We start from the raw sequence: 18882 nt of genomic DNA, 5'->3' as shown, positions 1-18882 counted from the left end.
CCTTAAAGAGAGGGATGAGAGTATGAAGGAAATGTTGAAACTGAAAGACATTAGCTATGAAATTATGGATGTAAGCCTGTTTGAAGGGGTGAATAGCAGTGTCCTGCAGGGGGAAGTGATCGGCATCATTGGGAAAAATGGAGCCGGAAAATCCACTCTGCTGCAGCTGATCACCGGTGAGAGGCAGCCATCCAGCGGGCAGATCCAGTGGGTGGGGCAGGAAGCTGATATCCTGATGGTAGAGCAGGAAACAGAATCCTATGCTTCAGGGCATCAATCTCCATTGGAAATTAAGCTGCTGGAAAAATGGCAGGTTCCTGCTGTGGGCTATGTACGGATGAGCGGCGGGGAAAAACTGAAGGCCCGTCTCGCAAAAGGCTTTGCGGCAGATGCAGGCCTTCTGCTCCTTGATGAGCCGACCAACCATCTGGATGAGCAGAGCATGGAGATTTTGAAGGAACAGATTGCAGCCTATAAAGGGACGATCATCCTCGTATCCCATGACCGCCACTTTTTGGATGCTGCGGTTTCTAAAATCTGGTCGATCGAGGATAAGCAGCTGATTGAGCATAAAGGGAATTATTCGAGTTATATGGAGGCCCGGAGGCAGAAACGGCTTGCACAGCAGCGGGAATATGAAAAGCAGCAGAAGATGGTCGAGCGGATCGAGGGGCAGCTGAATGAGCTGAGCTCCTGGGCAAACACCGGCCATGCTAAATCGATGAAAGAGGAAGGCTTCAAGGAATATCACCGTGTGAAGGCGAAGCGCCTTGATTCACAGGTGAAATCCAAACGGAAGCGGCTGGAAAAGGAGCTGGAAAAATCAAAAGCAGCTCCTGTCGCGCCTGAGCATGAGGTCCGCTTTTCGATTTCGGCAAACACAAAGCGGGGCAAGCGGTTTTTGGAAGTGAAGAATCTTGCAAAATCCTTTGATGGGCGCAGGCTGTTTGAAGGAGCGCATTTTACCATCCAGCATGGCGAAAGAGTGGCCATAACAGGGCCGAACGGCAGCGGGAAGACGACTTTCCTGAAAATCATCATGGGAAAGGAAACAGCAGAGGGAGAGGTCTGGGTGTCGCCGGCAGCCAGTGTCGGCTACTTGACGCAGGAAGTATTCGATCTGCCGCTCGACCAGACGCCGGAAGAGCTTTTTTACCGGGAAACGTTTGCTGAAAGAGGGAAGGTTCAAACCTTAATGAAGCATCTTGGCTTTTCGGCATCGCAGTGGAAGGAGCCGATCAGGAATATGAGCATGGGCGAGCGCGTCAAGTGCAAGCTGATGGAATACATCCTGGAGGAAAAAGATGTGCTCATACTTGATGAGCCGACCAACCATCTTGACCTTCCTTCGCGCGAACAGCTGGAAGAAACCCTGTCAGCATATCCAGGGACACTACTGGCGGTGTCGCATGACCGCTATTTTCTTGAGAAAATAACCAGCAGCAAGCTCGTGATTGCAGGCGGGACTATTCAAAGGCAATTCGGCCAGGAACCGGAAACAAGGGATGACCGGGAAGAGCTGAGGATGAAGCTTGAAACTGAAAGGCAGGAAGTGCTGGGGAAGCTCAGCTTTATGACGCCGAAAGACAAAGAATATCAGGAGCTGGACCGGAAATTTAATGAGCTTACAAGGCGGATAAGGGAGCTTGGATGAATGTTGTGCGGATATTAGGTTGGGGAAGGGTGCAGGGGACGGATATTAGCAACTTTTTGATGTTATTAGCAACTTTATCCATATATTAGCAAGTTTCCCGTTTTATTAGCAACTTCCCAAATATATTAGCAACTCGCCTTTTCAAAAGTCCAAATCAAAAGGAGCCCTGCCGCCGCAGCAGGGCTCCTTTCTGTTGTATCCACAAACCCGGCCTAAAGCACTTTGCCAAGAAAAGCCTTAGTCCGTTCATGCTTGGGGTTGCCGAATAATTCGCCTGGGACATCTTCTTCGACGATATATCCGCCGTCCATGAAGATGACACGGTCCCCGACTTCGCGGGCAAATCCCATTTCGTGAGTGACGACGACCATGGTCATGCCTTCACGGGCAAGATCTTTCATAACCTCGAGCACTTCCCCGATCATTTCAGGATCGAGGGCAGATGTAGGCTCATCGAACAGCATGACCTTTGGCTCCATGGCAAGTGCCCTGGCGATGGCGACACGCTGTTTCTGCCCGCCGGATAATTCGCCGGGGTAGCTGTCCGCTTTTTCCTCAAGCCCTACTTTTCTAAGAAGTTCGAGGGCTTTCTTTTTTGCAGTTTCTTTGTCGACGCCCTTCGTTTTCATTGGGGCCAGGGTAATATTCTGCAGCACTGTTTTATGAGGGAAAAGGTTGAAGTGCTGGAACACCATCCCGACTTCCTGGCGGATTTTATTGATGTTGATTTTAGGATCGGTTATGTCATTTCCATTCACGATGACATGGCCACCCGTAATTTCCTCAAGTTTATTCAGGCATCTCAGAAAGGTACTCTTTCCAGAGCCGGAAGGGCCGACAACACAGACCACTTCCTGCTCTTTTACCTCTGTACTGATATCTTTCAATACTTCGAGTTCGCCGAATGATTTTTTCAGATTATTGACTTGGATTACGCTCATCGCAGCTGATATCTCCTTTCAATAAAGTCGCCGAGCTTGGTGAGCAGGTAGATCAGGATGAAATACATGAGCGCGACCATGCCCCATATTTTAAAAGGTTCATAGGTCGCTGATACGACGACTTGCCCTCTTTGAGTCAGTTCGGCGATTCCGATGACCGACAGGAGGGAGGTGTCTTTCAGGCTGATGATCGCCTGGTTCACAAATGTCGGCAGCATCCTTCTTAAAGCCTGGGGCAGGATGATATAGCGCATGGTCTGCGTACTTGTCAGCCCCAGTGTGCGGGCAGCTTCTGTCTGCCCTTTATCGATGGACTGAATGCCGGCCCGGATGATTTCAGCTATATAGGCGCCTGCATTGATGGCAACGCCGAAAATACCTGCCGTTACAGGCTCAAGCGAAATAAACGAAAGTGAATTCAATCCAAAGTAAATGAAAAATAATTGAACGAGGAAAGGTGTTCCCCGTACTAAGTTGATGAACCAAATGGCGATCCACCTTAAAGGCGGAATCGGGGAAAGGCGGAAAAGTGCGGTGATCAGCCCGATGATGAATCCAAACAGCAGACCGAGAACGGTAATATATGCAGTCAGTTTTAGCCCGGCCCATAAGACAGGAAGGGCTTCTATGAAAATATCCAAATCGCTGCTCCTCTCTTTCTCGAAAAAGACAGCGCGCTTTTGAGGAGCGCGCTGAGCAAATTCTTACTCTTCCAGATAACGTCCTAAAATCTCATCATATGTGCCGTTATCCTTTATCTTCTGGAGGCCGCTGTTGATTTTTTCAAGCAGCTCCTGGTTCTCGCCTTTCTTTACAGCGATACCGTATTGGTCGCCGGTCAGGCGGTCCCCGACGGTTTTCAGATCAAGGCCGCTTGTTTTAATGGCGTACGCGATAACCGGATAGTCTTCAATCAGCACGTCTGCGTTCCCGTTGGCCACTTCCTGGAACATGGACGGGCTGTCATTGAATTGGCGGACTTCTTTTATGCCGGCTTCCTCTTTAATTTCCTCGGCATGCTCCGCACCTGTTGTACCATTCTTAACGGCGACCACTTTCCCTTTTAAATCGTCTATACTGGTAATGTCGCTGTTATCTTCTGAAACAACAAGGGTCAGCCCGGCATCAAAATACGGGTCTGAAAAATCAACTTTTTCTTTGCGGTCATCTGTAATGCTCATGCCAGCAATAGCTACATCAAGCTGGTCAGCCAGGATGGCCGGGATGATGCCGCCAAAATCCATAGGCTTTAATTCAATCTCAAACCCTTCTTCCTCTGCAATGGCATTGATGATATCAATATCAATCCCTTTATACTCGCCGCCTTCTTCAAACTCAAACGGAGGATAGGTTGTATCGGTCCCAACCGTATAGGTTTTGCTTCCGTCGTCACCGGAGCTCCCTCCATCACCGCTGCTGTCTGCATCATCTGTGCCGCATGCAGCCAGGACCAGCATCACTAGCATCATAAAGCTGAATAATTGTATTTTTTTCATCTAACCCCTCCCAATCTATTGTCTGATAATTCGCTACATTGACAATGTTAGCAAATGTTTACAGGTAATTTCAAAGGAAAAGGCTTTCAGCAGGAGAGCTGGGTGGGTAATGTGTCCCGGTTTTGCGTTGTTATTGGACAGGGAGAAAGGCTTTGTGAGGCAGTTTATGTGTGGGGAAAAGGCAGGGGGAAAAGGTCCTGTACCTGCGTCTGTTATGCTATACTTGGAAAAAAACGGGAGAATACCTTCAGTAAGCTAGAGGGAGGCTGGGGTTTATATGCTGGGAAAAGAAGAATATCTTGAGTTCATTTCGGATGAATATCCAGACTTAAAAATAAAAAAGTTTCAAGCAAATGAAAAGGGCTGGGATAACGATATTGTGATCATTAATGAAAGTCTCGTCTTCAGGTTTCCGAAATCTGAAAATGTGATCTCAAAAGTAGAGGCGGAAGGAAAGCTCTTGCATCTGCTGAAAAAGAAACACCCCATCCTGCAGTTGCCGGATTATGAATATTTGTACCAGAATCAAATGTTAAGATGTGTCCGGTATGATTATCTCGAAGGCAGGATGCTAGGCGATATCAGCATGGACTCCTTCAAGAATAACAAGGAAAATGCAAGGCTGCTGGGCGATTTTCTAACTAAGCTGCACTCCATAGACCCTGCAGAGGCAGACACTATGAATCTGAAAACCCTTCATACATTGGAGTACTGGGAAGCCTTGCATTCATCTGTCAGGGAGGAAATTCTCCCTTATCTAAAAGACAGGGAAAAGGATCTGATTAATAGGATATTCAGGGATTTTCTTGAAGAATTCCCTGGCTATTCTATTAAAAAATCTATCATTCACGGTGATTTGACAGCTTCCAATATCATTTACAGCGAAAAGAAGGGCCGTATCAGCGCGGTCATTGATTTTACCGACGCCCAGCTTGGAGACCCGGCATTCGACTTTGCGGGCATTTACTGGGCTTATGGAGAAAACTTCACCAGGGAGGTCCTGTCCTGGTATCAGACGAATGAATCAGCAGATGCCCTCTTTAAAAGGGTTCAGAGCTTTTACGGGCTTCAGCCTATTTTTCATGAGCTCCTTTATGATGTACGGAATGGAAAGAAGCCGGACTGGAAAGCGGGACTGGGAAAGTTTGGAGCCTTAGTGTCATTGGTTTTATAAACAGCGTTGAACTCTTTAAGCGGTATGAATCTATCAAAAGGAGACCTCGATATGGAATTCAAAACGGATATTTTGCAGCTGCGGAAGGGCCCTTATGAAAACGGTGCAGCCTTGGGCAGGCACTTGTCAGGGAAGCCTATAGTGAATGTGTTTAAAAGTATCACAAAGGCTGCTATCAATATAGAGAAAATGGAGGGAATCCTTAAAGCTTATTCTCCTCATCTCCTGGATGAATTAAAAGGGATTGCTGACGGCTTGGAGATTCCTTATCATAAGGCAGCAGCACTTTTCAGCGGTTATGATGTGCCCAAGGTGGCTGCCATGGGCTGTACAGCGGTTATGACGAAAGACTTTTATGTGCGCAATTATGATTTCTCCCCAGAGTTCTATGACGGTATCTTCACTCTATCAGAGAATCTGCCGGCTCTTGCGTCAGCCGGCTACAATCTTCAGGCCATCGGCCGGCATGATGGGGTGAATGAAAAAGGGCTCGCGGCAGGGCTTCATTTTGTCAGTCACGATGGCTATCAGGAAGGGCTATCGGCATGGACAAGTGTGAGGATGGTGCTGGATACTTGCGCCACTGTGAGGGAGGCTGCTGAACTTCTGAAGGAAATTCCCCATGCAGCCTGCTATAATTTCTCCCTAGCTGACAGCTTTGGCAATCAGGGGGCAGTGGAGGCAAGCCCCGATAAGGTATTGATAAGACAAGGGCCGGAAGTGTTTCATTCCTGCGTCAACCATTTCAGGTCAAAAGAGATGGCAGGGAAGAATCGTGAGCATATTGATGGGTCGATCAAGCGAACCGGTTATCTCGATTTGGTCGGAAGTAAACAGCTTTCTTTCCAGCAAACCTTCGATCTGTTCAGGGACTCAGAGTCACCGCTGTTTTTTACAGACTATGAAGATCTCTTTGGAACACTGCACACGTTTGGCTACTCTTTTCAGGACTCTCAGATAGTTACTTCTCTCTGCCGTGGAGAAGATCCGCTGCAGATTAATCTAAAAAAGTGGCTTGCTGGGGAAGATCTTGAACAAACAGCAATGCAAGGGAAAATATGAGCCGGATTATTATTAGTCCGCATGCTCATTTACAACTAAAGGATAACATGAGATAATACAGAAAATTATGAAGGGGTGAAGTAAGTTTATGGAACCAACTAATTGCCAATATTAATTGATTTTAAAATTAATATGAATTTTGTATTGAGTGTTAAAATGCCTAATCTGATTAGGTCTATTTGTTATGCTCTTTATGGAATGATGGCAAATTAGAAGGAAACTTACTTTACTCACCGGGTTTATAATTTACGGGATCAGTCCGGCAGCTCTAGGCTGCTCCAGAGGCTGAAATGGGCTTATTTTGTGATGGGCGCATTTCAGGCTTCACTGGCGATAAATTATAGAAGCATCCAGGCTGCAGGAAGGGATATCTTCTTGCAGCCTTTTTATATGCGGGAAAATTCAATAGTTGGAAGATCTTCTTTGCCTTGTCCATAAAAGTGTAGCAGCCAATATGGATGAAAGAAGGAATAAAAGATGCTCGAATTAAAATTGAACGGAATCAAAAAATATATGGAAGCCACACTGATCATGAGGAATGTATCAATTGAAGCCTTTGAAGGGGAGAAGATTGGGATTGTCGGGGCCAATGGCTGCGGAAAGAGCACCATCCTGAAGCTGATCGCGGGGATTGAAAAGATGCATTATTATCCGGGTTATCCGCAGACATCCAGTCCCGGCTATGATGAGGGCCTGATTCATTTTCCAAGAGGGGCGAGCAAGGCATATCTGGAACAGTCGCCGGTTTTTCCGCCGGGCTTGACTGTGAACGATGTACTGAATCTTGCTTTCGAAGAAATCGATGAAATTGAAGCACGCATGCGTGAACTGGAGGAGCAGATGAAGGTGCTCACAGATAAGGAGCTTGAAAAAGCCTTGAACCAATACAGCGATCTGGTTATGCAGCTTGAGGCGAAGGGCGGCTACGAGCGGGAAGAGAAGCTGGGCAAGGTGTGCACCGGACTTAAGTTCAGCGAAAGCTTTTTGAACACAAATTTTGATCTTTTGAGCGGCGGGGAAAAAACGACCGTTGTGCTCGGCAAGCTGCTGATCCATAATCCTGACATCCTGCTGCTGGATGAACCGACGAATCATCTTGATATGGAAGCGATCGAGTGGCTGGAAAGTTATCTGAAAAGCTGCAGGGGCATTGTCCTGATCGTCTCGCATGACCGGTATTTCCTTGACCGCACCGTGACGAAGATAGTCGAGATTGAGGATATGGAATCCATCACTTACAAAGGCAATTATTCTTCTTTTATCAGCCAGAAGGAAGAGAATATGCGGATTCAATATGAGCATTTTCGTGAGCAGCAGAAAAAAATCAACGGCATGGAAAAGACGGTGTCCGACCTGCGCGAATGGGCGATGAGAGCGGATAACAATAAATTCTTCCGGCGGGCAGCGAGCATTCAGAAGAAGCTTGATAAAATGGATATCATTGAAAAGCCTGTCTTCAAACGGAGAAATATGAGGCTGGATATTAAAGCCGCCCAGCGTTCAGGCAAAGAAGTCATCAAAGCTGACGGGCTGTGCAAAAGCTTTAATGATAAGGTTATTTTTAAAAACAGCGTCCTTTTGGTCCAATATGGAGAAAGAGTCGGTCTGCTTGGCTCAAATGGCAGCGGCAAAACCACTTTCCTGAAAATGCTCCTCGGCGAGGTGCTGCCAGATGGAGGCACAGTAGAGCTCGGCGCCAATGTGCAGGCAGCCTATCTGCCGCAGAAAATCGTATTCAATGATGAAGAGCTGACCGTACTCGAGGCCTTCCGGGAGGACATTTCCATTGTGGAAGGAAAGGCCCGCGAGTATTTGGCTAAGTTCATGTTTTATAAAAAAAGTGTCTTCACGAAGGTGAAGCAGCTGTCAGGCGGCGAAAGAATCAGGCTGAAGCTGGCGATGCTATTATACCAGGATATCAATCTGCTGATCCTGGATGAGCCGACCAACCATCTGGATATCCCATCGATCGAAACACTGGAAGCTGCCTTGGAAGACTTTGAAGGAACGATCTTCTTCATCTCACATGACCGTTATTTTATCAACAGAATCAGCGAAAGAGTGGTTGCAGTAGAAGATTATTCGCTGAAAAACTACCCAGGCAACTATGATTCCTATAAAATGATAAAGGAACAAAAAGCCGTCCAGGTGATGCCAGTGCCTGAGGAGAAAAAGAAGAATCAGCATTCTTATCCAAAACAGGACACGTCAGCTGAGAAGGCTGAAGCAAGAATACAGCGGCTTGAGCAGGAATTAAAGGAAATTGATGCCTTCATGGCAGAGGCCGGAAGTGATTATGACAGGCTCAATCTGCTGTATGGCAGGAAAGAGAAATTAAATAAAGAACTGGAGGAAGCCATCGGGCTTTGGCTGGGATGAGAGTTCCTCCGGTTCATCAATAAATTGGGACAGTGTGCCTGTCCCGGTATTACAGGAGTGTGTTAACGTGGATAATAATGATATTTTGATTCGGTGCAGGTATGCAATGGATATTAAGAATAACGATGTAGTGGAGATTTTCAAGCTGGGCGGAATGGAATTTACGCGGGAAGAAGTGCTGCTGATTCTGACGAAATCGCCTGATTTGGAGGATGATGCGGCTCCAGTGGCAACAGATAGGCATATTCCGTGCACAGATGACATGCTGGAAACGTTTTTGAATGGATATATTGTTTTTAAGCGCGGCCGTCAGGAACCCAGGCCAGGTGAGCCGGAAGCGCCGCAGGTCAGGCTGTCGGACAATGAACATCCCAATAATCTATTGCTGAAAAAGCTGAAAATAGCATTGTCCCTGACAAGTGAAGATATGCTCGATGTATTCAAGCTGGCAGGGCTCACAGTGACTAAAGGCGAGCTTGGCGCTTTTCTCAGGAAAAAAGGCCATAAAAACTATAAAGAATGCGGAGACAATTTTGCCCGTAATTTCTTAAAAGGATTAACGGTTAAATATAGAGGAGAATGACAGGATCATGCTGCACACATTTCAAGGGGAGACGATCAGTTTTCAGATTGTCCATAAAAACAGGAAGTGGGCCGGGATTTATATCGATGGTCTTGGCCATATTGAAATCCGAGTCCCTAAAGGCACAAAGGATGAAAGTGTGCTGAAGCTGGTGGAGGAGAGATGGGATTGGATCCTGGAGAATACGCAGGAAATGAAGGACCGGCTGGAGGGCCCAAAGGAACGGAGCTATGACCGGGATGAGAAGTTCCTCTATCTGGGGAAATCTTATCCTATTGAAGTGACCATGGATGCCGGGGTTGAGCAGGATTATGCTGCAGTGGACGGAGATACGCTGCGCATTTTTGTGAAGCAGCCGGGGGATGAACAGATCCAGCAGGCTCTGAAGCGGTTTTACTATCAGCAGTGCAAAGCGCTTGTTGAAAAAAACATTCAGACCAATCAGCAGCATTTCAAAATGAAGCCGCAATCTATTCGCATCTCCGACAGCCCTACTACATGGGGAACCTGCGACTCCAACCGCCGGCTTACGTTCAACTGGAAGCTGGCCATGGCTCCGCCGAAGGTGATTGAATATGTGGTGATCCATGAAATGTGCCATATGATGCATATGAATCATGACCGCTCCTTCTGGCGCCTCGTCGGGAAGCTGATGCCGGATTATAAAGAGCAGGAAAGATGGCTGGCTCTTTCAAGCTGGCAGATGACGGTTTGAGCGGAGTTTGGGGAACACCAGCCTGGGGGGCTGGTGTTTTTTTGAGTTGGCGGGGAGGGTTATTTTGGGCTAGTTGCTAATAAAAAGTGAAAGTTGCTAATATATCTGGAAAGTTGCTAATAAAAAGGAAAAGTTGCTAATAAAATCCAAAACTTGCTAATATATCGAAAAAGTTGCTAATAAACATGATCCAGCCCGCAAACATACCCTCCATTTGGGAGTGAGAATGTAAAATTCCTGCCGGCAGGGGCTTTCTAAAGCTAAATTCACCAAATATCATCTGCTCAAAGCACCATTTCCCGGTCCGAAACCTGAATCCATCCAAATACTCCACCCCAAACCCACACAAAAAAAGCTGCCCTCCAGCACAATAAGCACCATCGGGCAGCTTTTTCAAATGATCAGCTGTCTAAAAAGTCGTCTTCCATATAGCTCGGGTTCGGATATTTGTAAAATCCTTCGCCTGTTTCTCTTCCAAGCTTGCCTTTGTCGATATAATCCCGCTTCAGCATTTCAGCGAGTTTGGCGGATTCTGCCATGCCGGCCTGGCCTTTGCCGTTTGCGATATTGTAGGCAGTTGTGACGCCGACGATATCGAGGATGGCGAATGGGCCTTTTGGCGCGCCGGTTGCGATCATCCAGGTTTTGTCGATCGTCTCCGGATCGGCAACGCCATTCAAGAGCAGCTTTTGGCCTGCTTCCAGGAATGGAACAAGCAGTGAATTCAGGATATAGCCGGGCTGTTCTTTGTGCACAGGCAGCGCAACCATGCCGATTGCTTTCGCAAACTCGATGACATCGTCGAATACTTCCTTGCTTGTGCCGGGATGTCCCATTACTTCTGCTGTATTGTTTGTCCAGATTTCATTCGCAAAGTGCAGTGCCAGGAAATGTTCCGGACGGCCTGTCGCGTCAGCAAACTGGCTTGGCAATAGAGTAGAAGAATTAGTGGCAAAGATGGTTTTCTCAGGTGCCACAGACCCGAGCTTTGTATAAAAATCAATCTTGATCTGCACGACTTCTGGAACTGCCTCAATCACGAGGTCGGCATCAGCAACCGCTGCAGCCAGGTCACTGTGGAAGGAAATGCGCTCATAGGCTGAATTTACTTCTTCTTCACTGGCTCCAAGGTCCTCCTGGTAGCGCGGCTTCAGCTTCCCGATTCTATCTCTTGCACGGTCAAGTGCCTCGTCGTTGATATCATATACAGATACATTGAACCCTTTAAATGCCGTCTGGAATGCGATCTGGCTTCCAAGCACTCCGCTTCCGGCAACGGTTACATTCTTGTAATTCATAGAAAAAACTCCCTTTCTATTTGTATCATTCATAGATTTACTACCACTCTTATTATAAACCTAAGCTGAGAAATTATAGAAGTATAATGCTTGGGTAAAAAGAACTATACCGCCGTTCTTAAATAGGATGATGCACAAAAGTCCCGCACAGTTCTCAGCCTTTAAAAACATCCATCCGCTCCTCCCGTGCATTCCGCGCGTCAACTGAAAACGGAAAGGGTATAATAAAACTATCGACTGCAAATAGGATTTTTATGTCAAAAACGTAAAGGGGATACAATGACAAACAGCAATAGAACAGGGTGGAAGTTAGATAACAGCTACACACGCCTGCCGGAGATGTTTTTTACAAGCCAGGATCCCAATCCTGTGGAGGCGCCGGAGCTGTCCATTCTGAATGGGCCTTTGGCGGCTTCACTGGGACTGGATGCTGAAGAGCTTCAGAGTAATGAAAGCATCAGCATTCTGGCCGGAAATGAAATGCCTGAAGGAGCGTCGCCGCTTGCACAGGCATATGCGGGGCATCAGTTCGGCCACTTCAATATGCTTGGGGACGGCCGCGCGCTCTTGATCGGCGAGCAGATCACCCCGGAAGGCGACCGCTTTGACATCCAGCTGAAGGGCTCGGGGCGGACACCTTATTCCCGCGGCGGAGACGGCCGGGCGGCACTAGGCCCGATGCTGCGCGAGTATATCATAAGCGAAGCGATGCACAGCCTCGGAATCCCGACGACCAGGAGCCTCGCCGTTGTCACGACAGGTGAAATGATCCGGAGGGAGACCATGCTGCCCGGCGCCATTTTAACAAGGGTAGCTGACAGCCATCTCCGTGTCGGCACCTTCCAGTTCGCCGCGCAATTCGGTGAGAAGGAAGATGTCAAAGCTCTCGCGGACTATGCCATTCTCCGCCACTACCCGGAAATAGAGGGACACGAGCAGCCTTATCTTGAACTCCTTAAAGCGGTCATCAGGCGCCAGGCCTCATTAATCGCCAAATGGCAGCTGGCCGGGTTTATCCATGGGGTTATGAATACCGATAATATGACGATCAGCGGCGAGACGATCGATTACGGCCCATGTGCTTTTATGGACACCTACAATCCTGAAACTGTCTTCAGCTCCATCGATGTGCAGGGACGCTATGCCTACGGAAATCAGCCGTACATGGCCGGCTGGAATCTGGCCCGTCTGGCGGAGAGCCTCCTGGTCCTTCTGCATGATGATCAGGACCAGGCTGTTGAGATTGCCCAGAAGGAAATTTCCGGTTTTATGGACATTTACCAGGGCAACTGGCTGGAAGGTATGGGGGCAAAGCTTGGGATCTTCTCTGTTGAAAAAGAAGACAGAGCGCTAGTCGATGAACTCCTTTCCCTGATGAAGGATCATCAGGCGGATTATACGAACACATTCCGGGCCTTAACGATCAGCAGGGAAACAGCTCTAGAGGGCAAGCCGGGGTTTGCCGAGTGGCATGATAAATGGAAGTCCCGTTTGGAAAAACAGGATAGGACACCAGAAGACATCAAAACGCTGATGCAAAACAGCAATCCGGCAGTGATCCCGAGGAACCATAGAGTGGAAGAGGCCCTTAAGGCGGCTGTTGAAGGAGACTACAGTGTGATGGGCAGGCTTCTGAATGTGCTGGCAAAGCCATATTCTCTTGCAGAGGCTGACGAGGGATATTGCACTGGTCCCGATGATGATGGAAAAGGCTATGTAACTTATTGCGGAACCTGATCAGCAGGAGCTTGCCCCGATCATGGGGCAGGTCTCTTTTTTTGAAAAAAACCAAAGGGAGAGTGTGTGTGAATGGATTCAGCCATTGTGAAAACCAAGCAAGGATTTGTAAGGGGTACTGAGGGAGGCGCTGCCACAGTATGGAAAGGCATTCCTTTCGCAAAAAAACCGGCCGGCGAGCTGCGCTTTCAGCCTCCCGAGCCGCCTGAAGCATGGGAAGGAACCCTCGAGGCGAATGAATTTGGCCCTGTTTGTACGCAAAATAAAGATATAGCAGCCATGCTTGGCGCGCCTGCTGACAATATGTCAGAAGACTGCCTGTATTTAAATATATGGGCACCGGCAGGTCCAAGGGAAGGGCTTCCGGTTATGGTATGGATCCATGGCGGCGCCTTTCGGGCAGGTGCCGGGAGCAGTCCTCTCTATGATGGGACAAGTATGGCGGAAAACGGCGGGGTTATTGTCGTCACGATCAACTACAGGCTCGGCGCATTCGGCTTTCTGCACCTTGCCGGAGTGGACAGCAGCTATACAGCGAACCTTGGATTGCTTGATCAGATTGCAGCTTTAAAATGGGTCCGGGAAAACATTGAAGCTTTTGGCGGCGATCCTGAACAGGTGACGGTGTTCGGGGAGTCGGCAGGTGCAATGAGCATCGCCTCTTTACTGGCCATGCCGGCTGCAAAGGGGCTGTTTCAAAAGGCCATCCTGGAAAGCGGGGCATCGCAGATCATCCCGCCGGAGCAGGCTTCCATGATAGCGAAAGCGGTGCTGCAGCAGCTGGGCATTGATGATCATAACATGGAAAAATTAAATGAAGTGCCGGCAGAGGATATTTTGAAGGCTGCGGAGCGGGTCACCGCGGGTCAGGGGCCGGGTATGATTTTCCAGCCAACGGTTGATGCGGAGACACTGCCGGTTCCTCCATTGCAGGCAATCATCGGAGGAGCAGCAGAAGGGATTCCTGTCATGATCGGGACCAATCATGATGAAGGGGCCTTTTTCTTCAGGCCGGGCTCAGCCCCTATGCCAGGTCCTGCAAGAGATGAAGCGATGGCCAAGCTCATTGGTCCGGAGGCGGCGGAAAAGGTGAAAAGGCACTACCCGGCAACAATTGAAGGGGAATCCCAGTTCATGACCGATTTTGTTTTCTGGAAGCCTGCGATTGAATATGCTGCCGCGCAAACAAAGCATGCTCCTGTCTGGATGTACCGGTTTGATTGGCATATTCCCGGGCATCCCCATGTCGGCAAGGCAGCACATGGACTGGAGATTGCGTTTGTTTTTTCAAACCTTTTCTACTTCAGCCGGCTTGGCGTCCAAGTGGATGAAACCATACAAAAACTTTCCCGGCATATGCAGTCAGCCTGGATATCGTTTGCCAAGGCGGGCAATCCGAATGCGGCTGGAGATGACATGAATTGGCCGGCGTACCAGCCGCTGGACCGCTATACCTATATTTTTGACAGTGAAAGCCGGGTTGAAGCTGACCCTTACAAAGAAAAGCGTGAGCTGATTACCGGACGGGGATAATGGCCAGGTTAGTTGTCCCGCTTCTTCAACAGGCCGGGACAACTAACCTGGCACCTTCGTCCTGAGGAGGTGCAAAATGAAGTTTCTGGATGGGGCATTGGCTCAGGAGATCGCGGATCGGACGATGCAGATCATCGGCCGGAATATTAATGTGATGAATGAGAAGGGTGTGATCATCGGTTCGGGAGATGAGGCAAGAATCCAGTCTGTCCATGAAGGGGCAGTCCAGGTGATCGGGGCGGGCCGCGGGTTTGAAATTACTGAAGCAGAGGCCGGGCGGCTGAACGGCGTCAGGGCAGGGATCAATCTTCCGATCACCTTCCAGGATCATATCATCGGCGTAATCGGGATCACGGGGGAGCCGGAAGAAATCAGAAGCTACGGAGAGCTTGTCAGAATGGCGGCCGAAATGATCCTTCAGCAGGCTGTTTTGATGGATGAGATGCAGTGGGATGAAAGACTGAAGGAAGAGCTGACGAGCCAGCTGCTGTCTGGGAGTGAAAATCTGGATCCGCTCTATTTTGAAAGAGTGAACCGCCTCGGAATTGACTTGGATATACCGAGGACGGCAATCGTTATTGCAGCCGATGAGCAGACCAAGAGCTATAAATGGATCCGCGACAGGCTGGAAAAGGAAGATTTGTATGTGATGAACCCCGGCTATATCATCCTGCTGAAAAAGGTGATTATAAAACGGGAAGTCTGGGATCATGGCCAAACCATGAACCAGTTGGGAGACTGGCTTTCCGCGCTTGCAGGCAGCCAGGGGCTGCCATGCCAGGCGGCCATCGGCCAGTATCATCCCGGTTTGGAGGGGCTCTCCAGATCATACCGGGAAGCTGTACATACGCTGGAGGCGGGAAGGAAGCTTGACCCGCAGCAGGCACTTTATTTTTATGAAGATTATAAGCTGCCAGTCTTTGTTGCCAGGGCAGCAGAGCTCGGGATAGCAGGAGCGTTCCAGTACCATGCCGCAAACTTAAATCAGCATGACAAAAAAGGCGAGCTGCAGGAGACTTTGAGGATTTATATTGAAGAAAATGGGGACAGCAGCTCTGCGGCAAGCCGCCTCTATATACACCGCAACACACTGAGATACCGCCTGGAGCGGATCAAGGAGCTGACCGGAAAGGATCCGCGCTCCATAAAGGATCTGCTGGAACTCTATCTATCTCTTTTGCACAACCAGCTTAAGTGAATTGTGCATGTGCACAAAAAGGTCCGGAAATACCGGGCCTTTATTTTATATTTCGAACAATGTAAACCTTTACGGAAACGCTTACAATAAAGCTAACATCTTTTAAGGGAGGAATCATCTTGGAAGCCACCATTCAAGTAAGCGCTTTAGGGGCCATAGTCGCTTTAGCTGTTGCCATACTATTGATATTGAAAAAGGTTTCCCCGGCCTATGGCATGATTGCCGGTGCTTTAATCGGCGGCCTGGTCGGCGGGGTTAATATAACCGATACAGTCACTTTAATGATGGAGGGTGCCAAAGGCATCATCCCTGCGGTTCTGCGGATTTTGGCTGCCGGCGTCCTGGCCGGTGTGCTGATTGAATCTGGGGCCGCGTCCGTCATTGCAGAAACGATTGTGAAGAAGCTCGGTGAAACGAGGGCATTGCTTGCATTGGCGGCTGCCACGATGATTTTGACAGCGGTAGGCGTGTTTGTCGATGTGGCTGTCATCACGGTAGCACCAATCGCACTGGCCATTGCGCAAAGAGCAGGGATCAGCAAAACGGCGATATTGCTGGCCATGATAGGCGGTGGAAAGGCCGGCAATATTATGTCGCCGAACCCGAATGCCATTGCAGCATCAGATGCATTCAATATCCCGCTGACCAGCATTATGGCAGCCGGGATCATCCCTGCAGTCTTTGGTCTTGCGATGACCTATTTCATTGCGAGAAAGCTTGTGAATAAAGGGACTGCCATTTCAGCAAGCGAAGTTGCCCCGCACACTGGAGGCGCGCTTCCGCCGTTTTGGGCCGCACTGATCGGACCTGTCGTTACTATCATTTTACTGGCATTGAGGCCATTATTTGATATCAGCATCGATCCGATGATTGCCCTGCCGCTTGGAGGGATTGCGGGAGCGATTGTGATGGGCAAAGCAAGGAAGATCAATGATTTTGCCGTCTCAGGACTCGGAAAAATGACAGGCGTCGCCATCATGCTGCTTGGAACAGGCACATTGGCGGGAATCATCGCCAATTCAGGGCTGAAGGATGTTCTTATAAATGGACTTGAGGCCGTCGGTCTGCCAGGGTATGTGCTTGCACCTGCATCCGGGATCTTCATGTCGGCTGCCACCGCTTCGACAACGGCAGGTACAGCTGTAGCAAGCCAGGTATTCAGTTCAACCATCCTGGAAATGGGCGTCAGCGCCTTAGCAGGCGCAGCCATGGTCCATGCGGGAGCAACTGTCCTTGACCATCTGCCGCACGGAAGCTTTTTCCATGCAACAGGCGGAAGCGTCAATATGGAAATGAAAGAACGTTTGAAGGTCATGCCGTACGAATCACTGGTGGGACTTACAATGGCGGTAGTATCTACTCTCATTTACGGTGTATTTCAGCTGTTCGGATAAGATTCAAAAACAGGAGTGATAGAAATGAAGATTGTCATTGCACCAGATTCCTATAAAGAGAGCTTGTCGGCCATGGAGGCCGCTGATTGTATCGAAAAAGGCTTCAAGCGCATCATTCCTGATGCTGAATATGTGAAGGTGCCGATGGCTGATGGCGGGGAAGGTACGGTCCAGTCACTGGTCGATGCGACCGGCGGAACCATTATACCGGCACTGGTGACAGGACCGCTGGGGGAGCCTGTGGAAGCCTTCTTCGGCCTTTTGGGAGATAAGAAAACCGCTGTCATTGAAATGGCGGCAGCATCAGGACTTCACCTGGTGCCTGCCGGAAAAAGAAACCCTCTTGTGACAACCACAAAAGGGACCGGCGAATTAATCAAGAGTGCACTTGATGTCGGAGTCACCCATATCATCATCGGAATCGGCGGCAGCGCGACGAATGACGGAGGGGCGGGTATGGCTCAGGCACTTGGCGCCCGCTTGCTCGATGAAGAAGGCCGGGAAATCGGCGGGGGCGGAGGAGCGCTATCAGGCCTCTCATCAATTGATCTTTCACAGCTCGACGGACGCCTTGCAGATGTAAAGATTGAGGTCGCATGTGATGTCGACAACCCGCTGACCGGAGAAAAAGGGGCTTCCGCCATTTTTGGTCCGCAAAAAGGCGCCGATCCTCAGATGATCGGAATGCTGGATCGAAATCTGGCGCATTATGCTGGTGTGATTGAAAAGAATCTTGGGAAGAAAATCAAGGATGTGCCTGGGGCAGGAGCTGCAGGCGGCCTTGGCGGGGGACTGCTCGCCTTTCTTCCAGCTGAGCTGAAGCGGGGAGTCGATATTGTCATTGCAGCTGCCGGACTGGAGAAGATCGTGGCAGATGCTGATCTTGTCATCACAGGAGAAGGCAGGATCGATGGACAGACGATTTTCGGAAAAACCCCGATCGGCGTTGCCAGAACCGCCAAAAAATCGGGCGTTCCGGTGATCGGGCTGGCCGGCAGCATTTCAAGAGACTGTGAGGTTGTGCGGGAGCATGGGATTGACGCAGTCTTCAGCATCGTGCCGGGAGCAGTCCCTTTGGAGGATGCCTTCCGGAACGCAGCAGAATATGCAGAACAGGCGGCAGCCAATGTTGCGGCTGTTTGGAGGCTGGGACGGCAGGGCAGGCATTAATATTGGAAGGCTATCATACAAAAAGCGCCCTGATTTTTAAATTTCAGGCGCTTTTCTTTGTGTTTCTTTTCCCTGCCATCCGTCCATAACGCCGGCTTAGCATATACCTCCAAAGATTCTGGTTTTCCATTTAATCACGGTAACTTTGGTTCCCATCTCTTTGCTGGAATCAATCCGGAATTCATCCATCATCCGTTTTACAGCAGGCAGCCCTGCCCCAAACCCATTGCTGCTGGAATAGCCCTGCTCCAGTGCCTTCGGAATGTCTCTGATTCCCGGTCCATGGTCGATGGCAGTAAGGCGAAGCCCTATTTGAGTTCCTGCTGTGAGCTTCTCATACTGAATTTGCCCGCTGCCTGCATACCGGTAGATGTTTCTGGCAAGCTCTGATATGACTGTCAGGATTCTTGCCTGATCAATGGGATTAAAGTAAAGGGATCGAGCAAGTTCTCTACCCATCTTTCTGGCCAGAATGATATCATTCTCCTTTATAATTTGAACCACTGCTGATTTCTCCATGCCTGACAAACCCCTTACTGCCATTTCTT

The 18882-nt window shown here is 49.2% G+C and carries 16 protein-coding genes; 11 read left to right on the top strand and 5 right to left on the bottom strand.

Going from position 1 to position 18882, the window contains the following annotated elements; translation table 11 throughout:
• The first annotated feature begins 22 nt into the window (after positions 1–22).
• A complete protein-coding gene (abc-f, locus tag RBB45_RS12285) occupies positions 23–1654 on the top strand; it encodes a ribosomal protection-like ABC-F family protein (protein ID WP_306009631.1) in 1632 nt (543 codons plus the stop codon).
• 212 nt (positions 1655–1866) lie between these two features.
• Here the strand turns inward: abc-f (RBB45_RS12285) and RBB45_RS12280 are convergent, their stop codons facing one another.
• From RBB45_RS12280 to RBB45_RS12270, 3 genes are all read right to left on the bottom strand, one after another.
• Positions 1867–2595: an amino acid ABC transporter ATP-binding protein gene (locus RBB45_RS12280; RefSeq protein ID WP_094768811.1), complete on the bottom strand. Its 729-nt coding sequence runs from the start codon at positions 2593–2595 to the stop codon at positions 1867–1869.
• Positions 2592–3236 carry an amino acid ABC transporter permease gene (locus tag RBB45_RS12275; RefSeq protein ID WP_306009630.1) on the bottom strand — a complete coding sequence of 215 codons (645 nt, stop codon included), beginning with the start codon at positions 3234–3236 and terminating at the stop codon, positions 2592–2594. Before RBB45_RS12275 ends, RBB45_RS12280 begins: the two co-directional genes overlap by 4 nt.
• A gap of 63 nt (positions 3237–3299) precedes the next feature.
• A complete protein-coding gene (locus tag RBB45_RS12270; RefSeq protein WP_094768812.1) occupies positions 3300–4091 on the bottom strand; it encodes a transporter substrate-binding domain-containing protein in 792 nt (263 codons plus the stop codon).
• A gap of 277 nt (positions 4092–4368) precedes the next feature.
• On the opposite strand from RBB45_RS12270, the gene RBB45_RS12265 reads away from it, so the two are divergent.
• The 5 genes from RBB45_RS12265 (at position 4369) to RBB45_RS12245 (ending at position 10004) form a co-directional block, all read left to right on the top strand.
• Positions 4369–5265 carry an aminoglycoside phosphotransferase family protein gene (locus tag RBB45_RS12265; protein WP_094768813.1) on the top strand — a complete coding sequence of 299 codons (897 nt, stop codon included), beginning with the start codon at positions 4369–4371 and terminating at the stop codon, positions 5263–5265.
• A 51-nt stretch (positions 5266–5316) separates the two neighbouring features.
• Positions 5317–6327, top strand: a complete 1011-nt coding sequence (locus tag RBB45_RS12260) for a C45 family autoproteolytic acyltransferase/hydrolase (RefSeq protein ID WP_248138959.1) — start codon at positions 5317–5319, stop codon at positions 6325–6327.
• A gap of 477 nt (positions 6328–6804) precedes the next feature.
• Entirely contained in the window at positions 6805–8706 is a 1902-nt protein-coding gene (gene abc-f, locus RBB45_RS12255) for a ribosomal protection-like ABC-F family protein (RefSeq protein ID WP_248138957.1), read from the top strand.
• Between the two features lie 67 nt (positions 8707–8773).
• On the top strand, positions 8774–9289 hold the full coding sequence (locus RBB45_RS12250) for a YehS family protein (protein ID WP_022543464.1): 516 nt from the start codon (positions 8774–8776) through the stop codon (positions 9287–9289).
• A gap of 7 nt (positions 9290–9296) precedes the next feature.
• Positions 9297–10004 (top strand): M48 family metallopeptidase, encoded by a 708-nt coding sequence (locus RBB45_RS12245; RefSeq protein WP_306009629.1) that lies wholly within the window; start codon positions 9297–9299, stop codon positions 10002–10004.
• A gap of 401 nt (positions 10005–10405) precedes the next feature.
• On the opposite strand, the gene RBB45_RS12240 is transcribed toward RBB45_RS12245, so the two are convergent.
• Positions 10406–11302 (bottom strand): 3-hydroxyacyl-CoA dehydrogenase, encoded by an 897-nt coding sequence (locus RBB45_RS12240; RefSeq protein WP_022543466.1) that lies wholly within the window; start codon positions 11300–11302, stop codon positions 10406–10408.
• Positions 11303–11581: 279 nt separating this feature from the next.
• Between RBB45_RS12240 and RBB45_RS12235 the strand changes: the two genes are divergently transcribed.
• From RBB45_RS12235 to RBB45_RS12215, 5 genes are all read left to right on the top strand, one after another.
• Positions 11582–13039, top strand: coding sequence for a protein adenylyltransferase SelO (locus RBB45_RS12235; protein WP_306009628.1), 1458 nt, complete (start codon positions 11582–11584; stop codon positions 13037–13039).
• Between the two features lie 72 nt (positions 13040–13111).
• Entirely contained in the window at positions 13112–14572 is a 1461-nt protein-coding gene (locus tag RBB45_RS12230) for a carboxylesterase/lipase family protein (RefSeq protein ID WP_129613458.1), read from the top strand.
• Between the two features lie 76 nt (positions 14573–14648).
• Positions 14649–15770, top strand: coding sequence for a sugar diacid recognition domain-containing protein (locus RBB45_RS12225; protein WP_306009627.1), 1122 nt, complete (start codon positions 14649–14651; stop codon positions 15768–15770).
• Between the two features lie 119 nt (positions 15771–15889).
• Positions 15890–17164, top strand: coding sequence for a GntP family permease (locus RBB45_RS12220; protein ID WP_306009626.1), 1275 nt, complete (start codon positions 15890–15892; stop codon positions 17162–17164).
• A 24-nt stretch (positions 17165–17188) separates the two neighbouring features.
• Complete coding sequence (locus RBB45_RS12215) at positions 17189–18334, top strand: glycerate kinase (RefSeq protein ID WP_094769122.1); 1146 nt, start codon at positions 17189–17191, stop codon at positions 18332–18334.
• A 96-nt stretch (positions 18335–18430) separates the two neighbouring features.
• Here RBB45_RS12215 and RBB45_RS12210 read toward each other — a convergent pair whose 3' ends face one another.
• A complete protein-coding gene (locus RBB45_RS12210; protein WP_165352663.1) occupies positions 18431–18853 on the bottom strand; it encodes an anti-sigma regulatory factor in 423 nt (140 codons plus the stop codon).
• Positions 18854–18882: the final 29 nt, after the last annotated feature.

The sequence above is a fragment of the Bacillus sp. MMSF_3328 genome (assembly GCF_030733525.1).
GTDB lineage: Bacteria > Bacillota > Bacilli > Bacillales > Cytobacillaceae > Bacillus_AB > Bacillus_AB infantis.
Note: the sequence above shows the minus strand (reverse complement) of the source record. Positions and strands in the feature narration are given on the sequence as shown.